General features: G+C 74.0%; 15 protein-coding genes. 8 read left to right on the top strand and 7 right to left on the bottom strand.

Annotation, left to right across the window (positions count from 1 at the left end; all coding sequences use genetic code 11):
- Positions 1-11 precede the first annotated feature (11 nt).
- From ACIBQ8_RS42995 to ACIBQ8_RS42970, 6 genes are read left to right on the top strand one after another with little or no spacing between them, the layout of a single operon-like run.
- The gene (locus ACIBQ8_RS42995) at positions 12-3,689 is read left to right on the top strand and encodes a nitrate reductase subunit alpha (protein ID WP_397195005.1); all 3,678 of its coding nucleotides are present in this window, start codon (positions 12-14) and stop codon (positions 3,687-3,689) included.
- Entirely contained in the window at positions 3,689-5,305 is a 1,617-nt protein-coding gene (gene narH / locus ACIBQ8_RS42990; RefSeq protein WP_397195004.1) for a nitrate reductase subunit beta, read from the top strand. Before ACIBQ8_RS42995 ends, narH begins: the two co-directional genes overlap by 1 nt.
- On the top strand, positions 5,302-5,919 hold the full coding sequence (gene narJ, locus ACIBQ8_RS42985; protein WP_397174505.1) for a nitrate reductase molybdenum cofactor assembly chaperone: 618 nt from the start codon (positions 5,302-5,304) through the stop codon (positions 5,917-5,919). The genes narH and narJ overlap by 4 nt, the downstream gene beginning before the upstream one ends.
- Positions 5,916-6,605: a respiratory nitrate reductase subunit gamma gene (gene narI, locus ACIBQ8_RS42980; RefSeq protein WP_397195003.1), complete on the top strand. Its 690-nt coding sequence runs from the start codon at positions 5,916-5,918 to the stop codon at positions 6,603-6,605. The genes narJ and narI overlap by 4 nt, the downstream gene beginning before the upstream one ends.
- On the top strand, positions 6,602-7,228 hold the full coding sequence (locus ACIBQ8_RS42975; protein WP_397174509.1) for an HPP family protein: 627 nt from the start codon (positions 6,602-6,604) through the stop codon (positions 7,226-7,228). Before narI ends, ACIBQ8_RS42975 begins: the two co-directional genes overlap by 4 nt.
- Before the next feature lie 7 nt (positions 7,229-7,235).
- Positions 7,236-7,691, top strand: coding sequence for a MarR family winged helix-turn-helix transcriptional regulator (locus ACIBQ8_RS42970; RefSeq protein WP_397174511.1), 456 nt, complete (start codon positions 7,236-7,238; stop codon positions 7,689-7,691).
- Between the two features lie 28 nt (positions 7,692-7,719).
- On the opposite strand, the gene ACIBQ8_RS42965 is transcribed toward ACIBQ8_RS42970, so the two are convergent.
- On the bottom strand, positions 7,720-8,799 hold the full coding sequence (locus ACIBQ8_RS42965) for a hypothetical protein (RefSeq protein WP_397174513.1): 1,080 nt from the start codon (positions 8,797-8,799) through the stop codon (positions 7,720-7,722).
- 306 nt (positions 8,800-9,105) lie between these two features.
- On the opposite strand from ACIBQ8_RS42965, the gene ACIBQ8_RS42960 reads away from it, so the two are divergent.
- Together ACIBQ8_RS42960 and ACIBQ8_RS42955 are read left to right on the top strand one after the other, a co-directional pair.
- Entirely contained in the window at positions 9,106-10,278 is a 1,173-nt protein-coding gene (locus tag ACIBQ8_RS42960) for a methyltransferase (RefSeq protein ID WP_397195002.1), read from the top strand.
- 85 nt (positions 10,279-10,363) lie between these two features.
- A complete protein-coding gene (locus ACIBQ8_RS42955; protein WP_397174516.1) occupies positions 10,364-11,137 on the top strand; it encodes a methyltransferase domain-containing protein in 774 nt (257 codons plus the stop codon).
- Between the two features lie 43 nt (positions 11,138-11,180).
- Here ACIBQ8_RS42955 and ACIBQ8_RS42950 read toward each other — a convergent pair whose 3' ends face one another.
- The 6 genes from ACIBQ8_RS42950 to ACIBQ8_RS42925 are packed head-to-tail and all read right to left on the bottom strand — an operon-like array spanning position 11,181 to position 16,065.
- Complete coding sequence (locus tag ACIBQ8_RS42950; protein ID WP_397195001.1) at positions 11,181-12,452, bottom strand: cytochrome P450; 1,272 nt, start codon at positions 12,450-12,452, stop codon at positions 11,181-11,183.
- Position 12,453: 1 nt separating this feature from the next.
- Positions 12,454-12,654: a ferredoxin gene (locus tag ACIBQ8_RS42945; RefSeq protein ID WP_397195000.1), complete on the bottom strand. Its 201-nt coding sequence runs from the start codon at positions 12,652-12,654 to the stop codon at positions 12,454-12,456.
- Positions 12,651-13,259: a TetR/AcrR family transcriptional regulator gene (locus ACIBQ8_RS42940; protein WP_397194999.1), complete on the bottom strand. Its 609-nt coding sequence runs from the start codon at positions 13,257-13,259 to the stop codon at positions 12,651-12,653. The genes ACIBQ8_RS42945 and ACIBQ8_RS42940 overlap by 4 nt, the downstream gene beginning before the upstream one ends.
- A 45-nt stretch (positions 13,260-13,304) precedes the next feature.
- Positions 13,305-13,691, bottom strand: coding sequence for a FixH family protein (locus ACIBQ8_RS42935; RefSeq protein WP_397194998.1), 387 nt, complete (start codon positions 13,689-13,691; stop codon positions 13,305-13,307).
- The gene (locus ACIBQ8_RS42930; protein ID WP_397194997.1) at positions 13,688-14,965 is read right to left on the bottom strand and encodes a hypothetical protein; all 1,278 of its coding nucleotides are present in this window, start codon (positions 14,963-14,965) and stop codon (positions 13,688-13,690) included. The genes ACIBQ8_RS42935 and ACIBQ8_RS42930 overlap by 4 nt, the downstream gene beginning before the upstream one ends.
- Positions 14,962-16,065, bottom strand: a complete 1,104-nt coding sequence (locus ACIBQ8_RS42925; protein WP_397174524.1) for a hypothetical protein — start codon at positions 16,063-16,065, stop codon at positions 14,962-14,964. The genes ACIBQ8_RS42930 and ACIBQ8_RS42925 overlap by 4 nt, the downstream gene beginning before the upstream one ends.
- Positions 16,066-16,070 lie beyond the last annotated feature (5 nt).

The raw sequence follows: 16,070 nt of genomic DNA, 5'->3' as shown, positions 1-16,070 counted from the left end.
GCGGAATACGCATGCATCTGACACGAGCCGAACGCGCCGCCGACACGGCGGCCGCACGGTTGCTGGCGGCGGGCACCCACCTGCTGCGCGCCGACACCACGCCCGACCGGCGGGCGGTGTACCGCGGCGAGGACAAGGTCAACGACTCCCCGTACCGGCGCCGGTGGGCGCACGACAAGGTGGTGCGTTCCACCCACGGGGTCAACTGCACCGGCTCGTGCTCCTGGAAGGTCTACGTCAAGGACGGCCTGATCACCTGGGAGACCCAGCAGACCGACTACCCCAGCGTCGGCCCCGACCGTCCCGAGTACGAGCCCCGCGGCTGCCCCCGCGGCGCCGCCTTCTCCTGGTACACCTACTCGCCCACCCGGGTGCGCTACCCGCACGCCCGCGGCGTCCTGGTGGAGCTGTACCGGGAGGCCAGGGCGCGCCTGGGCGACCCGGTCGCGGCCTGGGCCGAGATCACCACCGATCCCCGCAAACGCCACCGCTACCAGTCGGCGCGCGGCCAGGGCGGCCTGGTCCGCATCGAGTGGGACGAGGCGCTGGAGATCGCCGCGGCGGCCCACGTCCACACGCTCATGACGTACGGGCCCGACCGGGTCGCCGGGTTCTCGCCGATCCCGGCCATGTCGATGGCCTCGCACGCGGTGGGCGCCCGGTTCATGTCGCTGATCGGCGCGCCGATGCTGTCCTTCTACGACTGGTACGCCGACCTGCCCGTGGCCTCGCCGCAGGTGTTCGGCGACCAGACCGACGTGCCGGAGTCGGGCGACTGGTGGGACGCGGCCTACCTCGTGCTGTGGGGGTCCAACGTCCCGGTCACCCGCACCCCCGACGCCCACTGGGTCACCGAGGCCCGCTACCGGGGCCAGAAGGTCATCGTGGTCTCGCCCGACTACTCCGACGCCACCAAGTTCGCCGACGAGTGGCTGCACCCCCATCCCGGCACCGACGGCGCGCTGGCCGTCGCCATGGGGCACGTCATCCTGCGCGAGTTCTTCGCCGAACGGCAGACCCCGCACTTCACCGGCTACGTCAAGCGCTTCACCGACCTGCCCTTCCTGGTGTGCCTGGAAGAGCACGACGACGGCGGGCTGCGTCCCGGCAAGTTCCTGACCTCGGCGGACCTGGGCGGCCAGGAGGAGGCGGCCCGCTGGCGGCCGATGATCCTCGACGCCGCGACCGGCCGCCCGGTCGCGCCCAACGGCACGCTGGGCGACCGCTGGAGCGCCGAGCAGGGACGCTGGAACCTCGACCTCGGCGACCTCGACCCGCTGCTCACCCTGCACGCGCCCGGCTGCGACGGCGCCGAGGTGGTCCTGCCGCGCTTCGACGATCCCGGCGTCGTCCGCAGGGGCGTGCCGGTCCGGCGGGTCGGCGACCGGCTCGTCACCACCGTCTTCGACCTGCTCATGGCCCAGTACGGCGTCGCCCGCCCCGGCCTGCCCGGCCAGTGGCCCACCGGCTACGACGACCCCGACGCCCCGGGCACGCCCGCCTGGCAGGAACGCATCACCTCCACCCCGGCCGCGCAGGCGATCAGGATCGCCCGTGAGTTCGCCGCCACCGCCGAGCGCACCGGCGGCCGGGCCATGATCATGATGGGCGCGGGCACCAACCACTGGTTCCACTCCGACACCATCTACCGCTCCTTCCTGACGCTGCTGCTGCTCACCGGCTGCCAGGGCGTCAACGGCGGCGGCTGGGCCCATTACGTGGGCCAGGAGAAGGTCCGGCCGCTGGCCGGGTGGCAGCAGCTGTCCACCGCGGCCGACTGGGTGCGCCCGTCCCGCCAGATGGCCGGCACGCCGTACTGGTACCTGCACACCGGCCAGTGGCGCTACGAACGGTTCTCGGCCGGGACGCTGTCCAGCCCCGCCGGGCCCTGCCGGTTCGCCGGGCGGCACACCCTCGACCTGGTGGCGCAGTCGGCCCGGCTGGGCTGGATGCCGAGCTACCCCACCTTCGCCGCCAACCCGCTCGACCTGGGCCGCCGCATCCACGACAGCGGCGCCGACCCGGCCCGCTGGATCGCCGGCGAGGTGGAGTCCGGGCGGCTGGCGTTCGCCTGCGAGGACCCCGACGCGCCGGAGAACTGGCCGCGGGTGCTCACCGTCTGGCGGGCCAACCTGATCGGCTCCTCGGCCAAGGGCAACGAGTACTTCCTGCGCCACCTGCTGGGCGCGCCCGACAACGCCACCGCTGAGGAGGCGCCGCCGTCCGGCCGTCCACGGGAGGTCACCTGGCGGGACGCGCCGCGCGGCAAGCTCGACCTGCTGCTCGCCCTCGACTTCCGGATGACCTCCACGACGCTCTTCGCCGACCTGGTGCTGCCCGCCGCCACCTGGTACGAGAAGCACGACCTGTCCAGCACCGACCTGCACCCGTTCGTGCACGCCTTCACCCCGGCGATCAACCCGCCCTGGCGGGCCCGCACCGACTTCGACATCTTCCACTCCCTGGCCCGCAAGCTGAGCGAGCTGGCCGCCGGCCGCCTCGACGTCGCCCACGACCTGGTGGCCACCGCGCTCCAGCACGACACGCCCGGCGAGATCGCCCAGCCCGGCGGCGGCGTCCCCGACTGGCGCGAGAGCGGCGAGAGCCCCGAGCCCGGCCGCACCATGCCCGCCGTGACGCTGGTCGAGCGGGACTACACCGCGATCGCCGACAAGCTGGCCGCCTTCGGCCCGCTGGCCGAGCGGCAGGGCATGACCGTCAAGGGCGTCACCGTGCGGCCCGGCCCCGAGTCGGCCTGGCTGGCCGCGCGCTGCGGCACCGCCGCCGCCGGCCCGGCCGAGGGACGCCCGCTGCTCGACAGCGACGTCAAGCTGTGCGAGGCGATCCTGGCGCTGTCGGGCACCACCAACGGCAGGATCGCCGCCGAGGGCTTCGACCGGCTCGCCGAGCGCTGCGGGCCCGGCTCGGGGCTGTCGGAGCTGGGCGCGTCGGTCGCCGGGCACCGCACGGTGTTCTCCGACACCCAGGACCGGCCGGTGGCCGCCGGGGCCAGCTTCGAGTGGTCGGGCGCGGAGGGGCACGACCGCCGCTACGCGCCGTTCACCATCAACACCGAGCACCGCAAGCCCTGGCACACGCTCACCGGCCGCCAGCACTTCTACCTCGACCACGACTGGATGGCCGAGCTGGGCGAGCAATTGCCCGTCTACCGGCCGCCGCTCGACCTCGACGCGCTGGGGGAGTGCCTGCCCGCCGCGCCCGACGGCGGCAAGGCGGTGAACGTGCGCTACCTCACCCCGCACTCCAAGTGGTCGATCCACTCCGAGTACCAGGAGAACCTGCTGATGCAGACGCTGGCCAGGGGCGGCCCGGTCATCTGGATCAGCGTCGAGGACGCCGCCGCGATCGGCGTGGCCGACAACGACTGGATCGAGGCCGTCAACGTCAACGGCGTCGTGGTGGCCCGCGCCGTCGTCTCCCACCGCATGCCGCCCGGCACGGTGTTCATGTACCACGTCCAGGAACGGCTGGTGAACGTGCCCAAGTCGCAGGCCACCGGCCGGCGCGGCGGCGTGCACAACGCGCTCACCAAGCTCCTGGTCAAGCCGACCCACCTGATCGGCGGGTACGGCCAGCTCTCCTTCGCCCCCAACTACTACGGCCCCACCGGCAACCAGCGCGACGCGGTGACCATCATCCGCCGCCGGGATCAGGAGGTGCGTTACTGATGCGACCGATGGCCCAGATCGCCATGGTGATGAACCTGGACAAGTGCATCGGCTGTCACACCTGCTCGGTGACCTGCAAGCAGACGTGGACCAACCGGCCGGGCACCGAGTACGTCTGGTTCAACAACGTCGAGACCCGGCCCGGCCAGGGCTACCCGCGGGGCTGGCAGGACCAGGAGCGCTGGCGGGGCGGCTGGCGGCTGCGCCACGGCCGCCTGGTGCCCCGCGCCGGCGGCCGGCTGCGCCGCCTGGCCACGCTCTTCGCCAACCCCGAGTTCCCCGGCCTGGACGACTACTACGAGCCGTGGACCTACGACTACGACAACCTCACCAGCGCGCCGCTCGGCGACGACGTGCCGACCGCGCCGCCCCGCTCCCTCATCGACGGGCGGCCGACCGCCGTCACCTGGGGCCCGAACTGGGACGACGACCTGGGCGGCGGCCCCGAGCAGCTCTCCGCCGACGTCGTGCTGCGCAAGGTGAGCGACACCGTGCGCCTGGACTACGAGCGGGCGTTCATGTTCCACCTGCCGCGCATCTGCGAGCACTGCCTCAACCCGTCCTGCGTGGCCGCCTGCCCGTCGGGGGCGATGTACAAGCGCATGGAGGACGGCATCGTGCTGGTCGACCAGGACCGGTGCCGGGGGTGGCGCATGTGCGTGTCCGGCTGCCCGTACAAGAAGGTGTACTTCAACCACCAGACCGGCAAGGCCGAGAAGTGCACGTTCTGCTACCCGCGCATCGAGGCGGGCGAGCCGACGGTCTGCTCCGAGACGTGCGTCGGCCGCCTGCGCTACCTCGGCGTCATGCTGTACGACGCCGACCGCATCGGGGAGGCCGCCGCCGTGCCCGACGAGCACGACCTGTACCCGGCGCAGCTCGCCTGCTTCCTCGACCCCGCCGACCCCGAGGTGGTCGCCGCCGCCGAGGCCGCGGGCATCCCGCACGACTGGCTGGAGGCGGCCCGCCGCTCACCGATCTACCAGCTCATCACCGAGTTCCGCATCGCGCTGCCCCTGCATCCGGAGTACCGCACCATGCCCATGGTCTGGTACGTCCCGCCGCTGTCGCCCATCGTCGACGCGCTGGCCGAGACCGGCCACGACGGCGAGGACGCCGGCAACCTGTTCGGCGCCATCGACTCGCTGCGCATCCCGGTCGAGTACCTGGCCGAGCTGTTCACCGCGGGCGACCCGGCCCCGGTGGAGGCCGCGCTGCACCGCCTGGCCGCCATGCGCGCCCACATGCGGGCCCGCAACCTCGGCGACGAGCCGGACCCCGGCATCGCCGCCGGGACCGGCCTGTCGCCCGCAGACCTGGAACGCATGTACCGCCTGCTCGCCCTCGCCAAGTACGACGAGCGGTACGTCATCCCCACCGCCTACGTCACCTCCGACCACGCCGACCACGCCGACCATGCCGACCACGCCGGCCACGCCGGCCACGCCGGTTGCAGCCTGGACGCCCCCGGCGGCCCCGGCATGCTCGCCGAGGGCTTCCACAGCCCCCCGGTCGCCAGGGACGACCGGCTGCGCGGCCGCGTCAACCTGCTCAACTGGGACGGCAAGGGCACCCCCGACGGCCTGTTCCCCTCCAGGGACGAGGCGGCCGAGTGAACCGGCACGACGCCCGCCTGATCCACCAGGCCGCCTCCCTGCTCCTGAGCTACCCGGGCGACGACTGGACCGCCCGCCTCGGCCTGGTCCGCGACGCGCTCGGCCCGGCGGGCGGCGCCGCCGCCGAGCGCCTGCGCGGCTTCTGCGCCGAGGCGGCGGCCCTGCCCGCGCTCGACGCCGGCGCCGCGTACGTGTCCACGTTCGACCGCAGCGGCCGGCGCACGCTCCACATGACCTACTACGGCGACGGCGACACCCGCCGGCGCGGCGAGTCCCTGCTGGCGCTCAAGACGCTCTACCGCGCCCACGGCTGGCGGCCCGGCACCGGCGAGCTGCCCGACTTCCTGCCGGTGATGCTGGAGTTCGCCGCCCGCGTGCCCGGCCCCGGCGGCCGGCTGCTGCGCGACCACCGGCCCGGCCTCGACCTGCTGCACGCCGGCCTGACCGCCCGCCGCAGCCGCTACGCCGCCGTCGTGGAGGCCGTGCGGCTGACCTTGCCGCGCGCCACGTCCGCCGACCGCCGGACCGTGGACGAGCGGACGGCGCTCGGCCCGCCCGCCGAACGCGTCGGCCGTACCGCCCTGCCCGAGGTTCCCGGAGGAGTCCGCCGATGAGGCATCTCAACATCGCCATGTGGGGCGTGCTGCCGTACGTCGTCCTGGTGCTGTTCGTCGCCGGGGCGCTCTGGCGCTACCGCTACGACCGGTTCGGGCTGACCACCCGCTCCAGCCAGCTGCACGAGAGCCGCCTGCTGCGGGTGGGCGGGCCGCTGTTCCACTTCGGGCTGCTGTTCGTGATCGCCGGTCACCTCGTCGGCCTGCTCGTCCCGGAGCGCTTCACCGAGGCCGTGCACGTGACCGAGCCCATGTACCGGCTCAACGCCCTGGTCGTCGGCGGGCTGGCCGGGCTGGCCACCGTGACCGGGCTCGGCGTGCTGCTGTGGCGGCGGCTGCGGGTACGGGCCGTGCGGCGGGCCACCGGCCGCTCCGACCGCGTCCTGTACCCGGTGCTGGCCACCGTGCTGCTCGCCGGGCTGATCGCCACCCTGCTCGGGCCGTCCGGCCACTACGACTACCGGCTCGGCGTGTCGGTGTGGTTCCGCAGCCTGCTCGAACTGGAGCCGGACGTCGACGCCATGGCCTCGGCGCCGTTCGTGTTCCAGGCGCACACGCTGCTCGGCCTGGCCCTGTTCGCGCTGTGGCCGTTCAGCCGCCTGGTCCACGCCTTCGCCGCGCCCGTCGCCTACCTGGCCAGGCCGTACATCGTCTACCGCTCCCGCGGTGGCGCGCTGCCCCGATGAGCGCGGAAGCCGCCGCGGAAGGGGCAGAAGGCGCGGAAGGGGCGGCCGGGGGCCGGGCCCGGGAGCGGGCGGCGGTCAGGGCGCGGGTCGCCGGGGCGTGCGCGGTCGCCGCGCGGGCCGCGCTGTGCATCAGCGTGCCCGCCCTGGTCGCCTGGCTGGCCCACCAGCCGTTCGTCTTCCCGTCCCTGGGGCCGACGATCTACCTGGTGCTCACCGCGCCGGGGGCGCCGGCCGCCGCTCCCCGCCGCACCGTCGCCGGGCACGCCATCAGCGCCGCCGGCGGCTACCTGGCCCTCACCGTCACCGGGCTGACGCGCACCGCACCCGACCTGGGGCACATCGACGGGCGCCGGGCGCTCGCCGTGATCATCGCGCTGTCCTGCACGACGCTGGGCATGCTGGCCACCGACAGCTCCCATCCGCCCGGCGGCGCGACCACGCTGATCGTGGCGCTGGGCTTCCTGCGCACCCCGCTGAACCTGGCCGTCCTGCTGACCGCCGTGGTGCTCACGACCCTCGTCCTGCTCGCGCTGGGACGCCTGCGCGTCCCCCGCGTGGTAACTTCGCAGAAGAAGTTACTTCTTGGGGGATTTATCTTCTCCAAGAAGGAGGACAGGAAGTGAGGACCGCGTGCCGAACACCCCCGACCCGTCGGACGCCGGCCGGCGCTACCGCCGCTACCTCAGCGCGGTCATGCTGCACGGCCACGCCGGGGCCAAAGCCTGCGGCCTGGGCGCCACCGACCTGTACGCCCTGAACATCCTCGAACTGGCCGGCCCGATGACCCCCGGCGAGCTCGGCGTGCGCACCGGCCTGACCACCGGCCCGACCACCCGGCTGATCGACCGGCTGGAGCAGGCCGGGTACGTCCGCCGCGTCCCCGCGCCCGACGACCGCCGCAAGGTGATCGTCGAGCCGGTCGGCAGGCCCGCCGAGCTCGACGCGGTCATGGCGCCCGTCCGGCAGAAGATCGGCGACATCCTCGCGGGCTACCCGGCCGAGCACCTCGACGTGCTCTTCGACTACTTCGACCGGGCCGCCCGCGCCTACCAGGAGGCCGCCGAGGACCTGCGCTCCGGCTCCTGACCCGGCCTGCCCCCGCCTGACCCCGCGCTCAGCGGAAGTCGGAGATGCGCAGCACCGCCAGCATGTCCGTCGCCCGCGAACCGGTCGAGAACGACGCCTCCACCCCGACCCAGCCGCGGAAGGCCCCCGAGTCGTCGATGATCTGCATCAGCGGCTTGACATGCGAGTTGCCCGTGTAGCAGAACTCGCCGCGCTCCATCGCCAGGCACGTGCACCAGTGCCACAGCGTGTCGCGGCGGTCGGACTTGGAGATCGTCGTCAGGTAGTACTGGATGGAGCTGACGTTGGGCCGCGTGCCGCCGCCGTACTTGGGGCAGCCGCCCGACTTCTGGCACGCCCCCCGCGAGGACGGCTGCAGGTAGGTCAGGCACGAGGTGGTCGACTTGCAGGCGCGGAAGGAGGAGTGGCCGAACGGCTGGTTCGCCGAGTTGACCAGCGTGCCGCTCGCCCAGCTCGTCAGGTCCTGCCTGAGCGAGCCGGGGAAGGCCCGCACCGAGCTCATCGCGCGCCGGGTGCCGATCGCGGCGTTGCTGCCGTAGCCGTAGCCGTGCGTGGCCAGGCTGCTGCCCTTGAGGTCGAGGCGGGCCAGCCTGCCGTCGGGGGAGGTGCGCACGTACCACTGCTCGGTCCAGGTCTGGGCGATCTTCCACCGGATGGTGAGCACGTTGCCCGCCAGCGTGTACGTCCCCGTGCGGGTCTCGCTCGGGCCGCCCGTGTAGCCGCCCGCGGTGAGCACCTCGCAGCCGCGCGGCCGCGTCGCGACCCCGCCGGCCTTGGTGGTGCAGCTCGGGTCGGGCACGGTGCCGGTGCGCTGCCTGGCCTTGGGGAAGCGCTGCCACCACAGGTACAGGGCGGCGCTCACCGTGCCGTTCGCGGCGAAGCGGTAGGTGCCCAGGCGCACCCAGTTCTGCCGGGAGGCGGCCTGGAGATGGCCCTGCGAGACGACGAACGTGGACTTGCCGCCCGGCAGCGGCGTGGCGGCCGTCCCGGCGGCGGCAGTGGCAGCCCCAGTGGCAGCCCCGGTGGCAGTCACGGTGGCCGTCACCGGTTGGACGGGGAGCAGGGCGAGGGCGAGCACGAAGGACAGGACTGCCGCTGCGGTACGCATGGAGGGACTCCGTAGGGCTTGCGGGCGGTGGCCGATCGTCAACGGCCCACCGTATTCCGGCCTGACCGGATCTGTCCCCGAAACGCGGTCAAGAGGAAGCTGACAGCGCTCGACGTCGGCCCGTGAAGCTAGGATGAGGGGGTTCCCAGCACCGCGAGGAGGTTGATCATGTCGTTCCCACCGCCCGGCATGGTTCTCGGCGACGCCCCGGCGCGCACTTCCTCGCGGGAGGCCGCCACAGGCTGACCCTCTCCGCGTCGAAGTGCTTCTCATGGCCATCACTGGTTCGATCATGAGGAGCCCTGAGTGCTCGACATCCGCTGGACCGAGGACGGCGAGGCCCGCTCGGCCCGCTGGCGTTCCGAGAACGGCTCGCCGCCGCCCGCACGCGTGGTGATCGCCGACGAGCGCCTGGCCGCGGCCACGGCGTACCGGCTGGCCTGCGAGGGCACGGCGCTGCTGTGGCGCGGAGACTTCCACGCCGCCCGCCGCCTGCTGCGCGCCATGACCCGCCGCGCCGCCCCCCGCCCACCGGCCCCCGCGCCCGCTCAGTCGCCCGCGCCCGCTGAGTCGCCCGCGCCCGCTGAGTCGCCCGCGCCCGCTGAGTCGCCCGCGCAGGCGTTCCACCGGTACCGGCAGGCCCGCTCCCAGGCGGTCGTCACGCTGGGCCGGTTGCTGGTGCCGCTCGACCCCGACCACGGCGTCCCCCTGCGGCGCGCCCCCGACGTGCGGAACGCCTGCGCGCAGGTCTACGGGCCCGCGACCGAGGCTTCGGTGATCTCGCTGCGCGAGCTGCTGGGCGTCGTCGCGGCCTACGAGTGGCGCAGGCGAGGCGTCGAGGTGCCCGCCCTGAACGCCCGCATCCACCCCCACTACGGCGTCTTCTCACCGGTGCGCGGCGAGTACGTCGATCTGGTGGCCGCGGCCCCGCTGGTCTCGCGCGCCGGGGCGTTCGACGTCGGCACCGGGACGGGCGTGCTCGCCGCCGTCCTCGCCCGCAGAGGCGTCGAGCGCGTCGTGGCCACCGACCGCGACCCGCGCGCCGTGGCCTGCGCCCGCGACAACCTGCGACGGCTGGGGCTGTCCGGCCGGGTCGGCGTCCTGGAGGCCGACCTCTTCCCGCCCGGACGCGCGCCGCTCGTCGTCTGCAACCCGCCGTGGCTCCCGGCCAAGCCGGTCTCGCCCCTCGACCACGCGGTCTACGACCCGGGGAGCCGCATGCTCCGGGGCTTCCTCGACGGCCTCGGCGAGCACCTGACCCAGCAGGGCGAGGGCTGGCTGATCCTGTCGGACCTGGCCGAACGGCTGGGGTTACGGACCCGTGCCGAACTGCTGTCCGCCTTCGCGAGCGCGGGCCTGCGCGTCGTGGACCGGCTCCGGACCCGGCCGCGCCACCCGCGCGCCGCCGACCGGACCGACCCCCTGCACGCGGCCCGCGCCACCGAGGTCACCTCCTTGTGGCGCCTGCGCCGCACCTGACCCTCTTAACCCCCGGGGGCTCGGGTGCACGGAATCTTCACCCCGTGTCCCCGGGATCTGCGCGCTCGTCTGGTTGGCTGGGTTCATGATCGACATTGATCCCGCCTCCCGCCCCGACCCCATCGCCTACCTCGACCACGTCGCCTCGACGGACGTCGGCAGGGGGTACAAGCGGCAGGTACTCGAACTGCTGGACCTGCGGCCCGGGCAGACCGTGCTCGACCTCGGCTGCGGCCCCGGGACCGACCTCGCGGCCATGGCCGACGCCGTCACCCCCGCCGGACGGGTGATCGGCCTCGACCGCGACCCGGCGATGGTCGCCGAGGCGGCCGCCCGGCTGGCCGGACGGCCCCAGGTCGAGGTCCGTCCCGGGGACGTGCACGCGCTGCCGCTCGCGGACGGGAGCATCGACCGGGCCCGTACCGACCGGGTGCTCCAGCACGTGGACGACCCGGCGCGGGTGCTGGCGGAGTTCCGCCGGGTGGCGCGTCCCGGGGCGCGGATCGTCATGGCCGAGCCCGACTGGGAGGGCATGCTGATCGACTCCCCGCGCCCGGACGTCGGCCGGACGCTGGCCCGGTTCATCTCCACCGAGATGGTCCGCCACGGCACGCTCGGCCGCGGCCTGGCCCGGCGCTGCGAGGAGGCGGGCCTCGCGGTCCGGTCGGTGACGACGGTCGCGCCGGTCTTCCGCGACCTGGACACCGCCGACCAGGTCCTCGGCCTGCGCCGCAACCTGGGCAGGGCCGTCGGCGCCGGATACCTCGAACCCGGCGCCGAGGAGTGGTTCGACGACCTGCGCTCCCGCCCCTTCCTGGCCTCGGCCCTGCTGTTCCTGGTGACGGCCGAAGCGGCCTGAGCGGCCACGCCGTCCCGGGCCGGGGACGGCGACCGAGGGAGGGTCAGGTGATGCGGAGCGGGAGGGTGCGGGGGCCGCGGACCTGGCCCGCCGCCCAGGTGACGGCGCCCGGGTCGGCGAGGGTGAAGGCGGGGATGCGCTGGAGCCAGACGTCGAGGGCGGTGCGTAGTTCCATGCGGGCCAGGTGGGAGCCGACGCAGCGGTGGATGCCGAGTCCGAAGGCGGCGTGGCGGTTGACCTCGCGGTCGATGCGGATGTCGGCGGGGTGGTCGAAGTGGGCGGGGTCGCGGTTGGCGGCGGGGAAGGAGAGCAGGACCCAGTCGTCGGCTTTCATGTCGACGCCGTTCCAGTGCATGTCGTTCTTGACGAGGCGGGCCATGGTGACGGGGGCGTAGGCGCGCAGGAACTCCTCCATGGCGGTGGGCAGGAGGGCGGGTTCTGCGACCAGGCGTTCGCGGTCGGCGGGGGTCTTGGCCAGGTGCCACAGGGACGCCCCGATCGCGCTCCAGGTGGTGTCGATGCCCGCGATGAGCAGCAGGGCGATCGTGCCCGCCACGTGCCCGGCCTCCAGCTTGTGGCCGTACAGCTCGGCCTCGACGAGGTAGGTCGTGAGGTCGTCGCGCGGGTGCTGCACGTGGTCGCGGATCTGGTCCAGCAGGTAGTCGAAGAGCCGTCCCATGTTGGCGGTCCGCTGCTCGGGCGGCAGGTTGACGCCTTCCAGGGCGTTCTCGATGAACTCGCGGAAGCGCGGGCCGTCCTCGGGCGGGAAGCCCAGCATGTCGGCGATCACCCGCATCGGGATGTGCTGGGCGTAGTCGCGGGCGGCGTCCACGACGTCCTGGCCCTCCAGGCCGTCGATCAGCTCGTGGCACAGCGCCCGCGTCGACTCCTCCCGCCTGGCGACCGCCGTCTTGGTGAAGGCGGGCAGCAGCAGCTTGCGCGCGTCGTGGTGGAAGGGCGGATCGGACGAGATCGGCGGCGTGCCGCCCACGGGCGCGCTCTCCCGCGGCGGCCGGAAGTTGCTCATGATGATCGAGCGTGAGGAGAACCGCTCGGTGTCGTAGGCGACGGCCGCGACGTCCTCGTAGCGGGTGGGCAGCCAGCCGCCGCCGAACCGGTCGGTGTGCGCGATCGGGCAGCGCCGCCGCAGGTCGTCCTGGATGGGGTACGGGTCGGCGGCCCACTCCGGCTCCAGGTGGGAGAAGTCGGTGGCCCAGTCCGAGACCGGGCCGGTGACGATCTCGCTGCGGGTGCCGATCTCCTCGTCGTCGCCGGGCTCGCCGAAGCCCTTGACGAAGCGCTCGTCCACGCTCATGTCACGCCTCCCCGAGCAGGTCGATCGCCCGCTCCGGGCAGTTGGAGATGGCCAGCCGCGCCGTGCGCTCCTGGCCGGGCGGCACCTCGCCGTCGCGCAGGACCGTTCCGTAACCTTCGTCGTCCTCGCCGAACAGGTCGGGGGCGAGGTCGTAGCAGCGGCCATGTCCCTGGCAGCGCTCGGGGTCGATCTGTACTCTCACGGCGTTCCTTCGTGCGGTGGGGCGGGGGAGAGGGCGGCGACGACGCGGATGAGCAGCCTGGCCCACTCCTCCTCGTCCACCTGGTGGGGGTCGGGGGCGATGAGCGCGCTGCCCATCGCGAGCAGGAGGCAGAAATGGGCGATCGCCTCCGGTGACAGCGCGTGGTCCAGCTCGCCGCCGTCCTGGCCGGCGCGGACCAGGCAGGCCAGCCGGCGGACGCGCTCGCCGACGTAGTCGCGCATGGGCAGGGCCACGTCCTCGTCGCGGCGGGCGGCGGCCAGCGCCTCGACGACGAGGTCGCCGCCGGCGTCCAGGGGGCGGGGGAGGCGGCGGCCGGCGGCGACGAGCAGGTCGGCGACCGGCCGGCCGGGGTCGTCGGCGAACAGGCCGTCCATCAGCCGCCGCCCGTGCGCGCCCAGCGCGGCCACGAGCAGGCCGGCCTTGGAACCGAAGTGGGCGTACAGGGCGCCGTTGCTCACCCCGGCGGCGGCGGCGATGTCGGCGACGCGGGTGCCGTCGTAGCCGCGCCTGGCGAAGACGTCCGCGGCGGCGCGCAGCAGGCGTTCCCGCGTCTCGGCGGCGGTGACGCCGGCGATACGTCCCATGGACGAATTAAAAGATCGTTCATTTCATACGTCAAGAGCGGCCTCCTATCCCGTGATCGGCGCCTTCACCACCAGCACCTCCTCTCCCGCCGCGCCGCTCAGCCGGACCGACAGCTCCCACACCCCGGCCATCGGGAACAACTCGCCCTCGGCCACGTAACGGCCCGGCTGCCGCGGGTCTGCGACGATCTCCGGGGTGGCGTGGCCCATGCCCGGCATCACCGTGGACAGCGCCACCGTGTGCGGGTCGCCGGCGGTCACCCGCACCTCGGCCGTCACGCGGCCCGTCGTCGGCCGCGGGATCAGGACGGTGACGGCGTACCGTTCGCCGGTGCTGGTGAGGGTGAGCGGGACGGGCGCCGAGCCGCGCACGTACAGGAACACCGCCAGGGCCGCGGCCAGCAGGGCGGCGACGGCCAGGATCCGCCTCATCGGACAGCCTCCGCGACCTCGACGGTGAACGGCACGGTCACGATCCGGCCGTCGGCCGCGTACTGCGCCCAGGCCAGGTAGCGGCCCGGCGCCGGGAAGCTGAACGTGAAGCGCAGCCGGGGCGCGGGGGCGCCCATCTCGTGGACGTGGCCGAGGAACGCGCCGTCCTGGCTGCGCACGATCAGGTGCCCCGACATGCCCAGCCACTGCCGCGGCGTGACCCCGAGCCCCACCTCGACGGCCGCCGGACGCCCCGCCACCGGCACGGACGGCCGCATCACCGGCGTGCCCCCCGTCGCGGGCGTCACCGGCGGCGGCGCGGCCACCGCGGGCCCGGCGACCCGGAACTCGCCGTCGAGCAGCTGGCCGCCGGAGTCCTCGCGTTCCAGCTCGGCGTAGGCCAGGAACCGGCCCGGCCGGTCGGCGCGCAGCCGGACCTCCAGCCGTCCGGGCGCGGTGCGCAGCGGGTGCAGGTGCCGGAAGTAGGCGCCGTCCTCGCTGGTGACCACCAGGTGGGCGAGCGCCTCGTGGTGCAGGACGAGGTCGTCCACCGGATGCCCGGTCGAGCCGTCGGTGAGGTCGAGGCGCAGCGTGAACTCCTGGCCGGCCGCCGGTCGGGCCGGGACGGTCGTCACCTGTCCCTGCGCGAAGGGCCGTCCGGGGGCCGGCGTGCCGACCGCCGGGGCGGCGCCGTCCGGCGGCGGGGGCGGCAGCGAGGGCTCGAACACCACGACCATCGCGGCCACCGTCACCGCGGCCGCCGCGCCCCCGGCCAGCAGCATCGCCGGGGTCCGGCGCGACAGCGCCCCGGTGAGCAGGCCGCCCACCAGCAGCAGCCCGGCCACCAGCAGGCCGCCGTAGATCAGGAACTCGCCGGCGGAACCGCGGTCCACCAGGACGCGGAACGGCAGCACGGCGACCTCGCCCCCCGCCGTCAGCCTGAGCTCGTGCGGCCCGGTGCGCTCGACCGTCAGCTTGACGTACCGGGGGGTGGCGGACGGCTGCGCGGTGGCCGTCGCCCGGTGACCGTCCTCGGCCGAGCGCACCTCCAGGCCGATCGGCGGCCCGGTCGCCGGCTCGTAGGCGATCACGCCGATCAGCAGCGGCCCCGGCACCCGCGACGTGCCCTTGATCACGACCGTGAGCTCGGCGCCGGCGATGGTCTGGGCGAAGCGCAGGTCCGCGCCGGCCGTGACGTTGTGGGCCGCGGCCGGGGCGGCGCCCGCGAGCAGGAGTGCGGCGACGAGACACAGGACCCGGAGCGGCCGGATCATGCCCGTCCGGCGTCGGCCGCGGCCGCGGGGAGCGCGTTCGGCAGGAACAGCGCCCCGAGCGCCAGGCCGATCAGCCCGGCCACCACCGGCGCGCCGGTCCACAGCTCGGGCACCGCGGGCAGTCTGCCCACGGCGGCCGAGGCGACGGCGATGTAGAGCGACCAGGTGACGAAGGCCGACAGCCCGGCGAAGGCCCAGTAGGCGCCCCGCCGCGCGCCGGACGGGCGCAGCAGGCGGATCAGCACGTCGCTCGCCAGGCCCGCGGCGACGAACGTGAGCAGCGTCGACGCGTTCTCGAACGCCGTCTGCGCGCCGGGCATCAGGACGGCGATCGTGTACATGACGGTCACCGCGCCGAACGGCAGGTTCCAGCGCCGGGCCACCAGCAGCACCGGGGCCAGCAGGACGACGTTGCTGATGACCATGGAGGTGGCCAGATGCTCGGCGCCCGGCCCGTCCACGCTGGAGAACGCCACGACGACGCGCGCGGACCGGTACTGCAGCGCGTCGCCGTACGACAGGAACAGCGACACCAGCGTGGCCGCGAACGCGAGCCCGGCCAGCGCCGGGAACAGCCGCCCGAGCGAGGGCCGGACGCCGACGTCGGGGGCGTTCCAGGCCGAGCGCAGCGGCGTGGTGATGATGAGCAGCATGGTCACGATCAGCCCCAGGTGCGACGGGCTGAACAGGATGTCGACGCTCGTCTCGATGCCGAGCACGGTGTGCCAGGTCATGTCGGCCAGCCCGAAGAGCGCGAACGCCGGGACGGCGACCAGCCCGGCCAGATAACCCTGGGGAACGGCCGCGACCCCCTGCCGGCCGAGCCGCACGTTGCGGAACACCTGCCAGATGATCCAGCCGGACACCGCCGCGAACCCGGAGTAGAACGCCGCGTGCCACGGCGTGAAGAACGTCTCCAGGTCGCTGCGGTTGGTGTGGGCCCAGGCGTCGATCATCAGCCCGACGCCGAACCAGACTCCCAGCAGCGCCGTGACGAGATCGGCCCGGAGCGGGACCCATCCGCGCGGCTCCCCGGAGTCCGCAAGTAATCGCCGTACGCCCACGTTGGCCTCCGCCACGTCGCGTCTCCCCTCTTCCATGATCG

The sequence above is a fragment of the Nonomuraea sp. NPDC049646 genome (assembly GCF_044465525.1).
Taxonomy (GTDB): Bacteria; Actinomycetota; Actinomycetes; order Streptosporangiales; family Streptosporangiaceae; genus Nonomuraea.
Note: the sequence above shows the minus strand (reverse complement) of the source record. Positions and strands in the feature narration are given on the sequence as shown.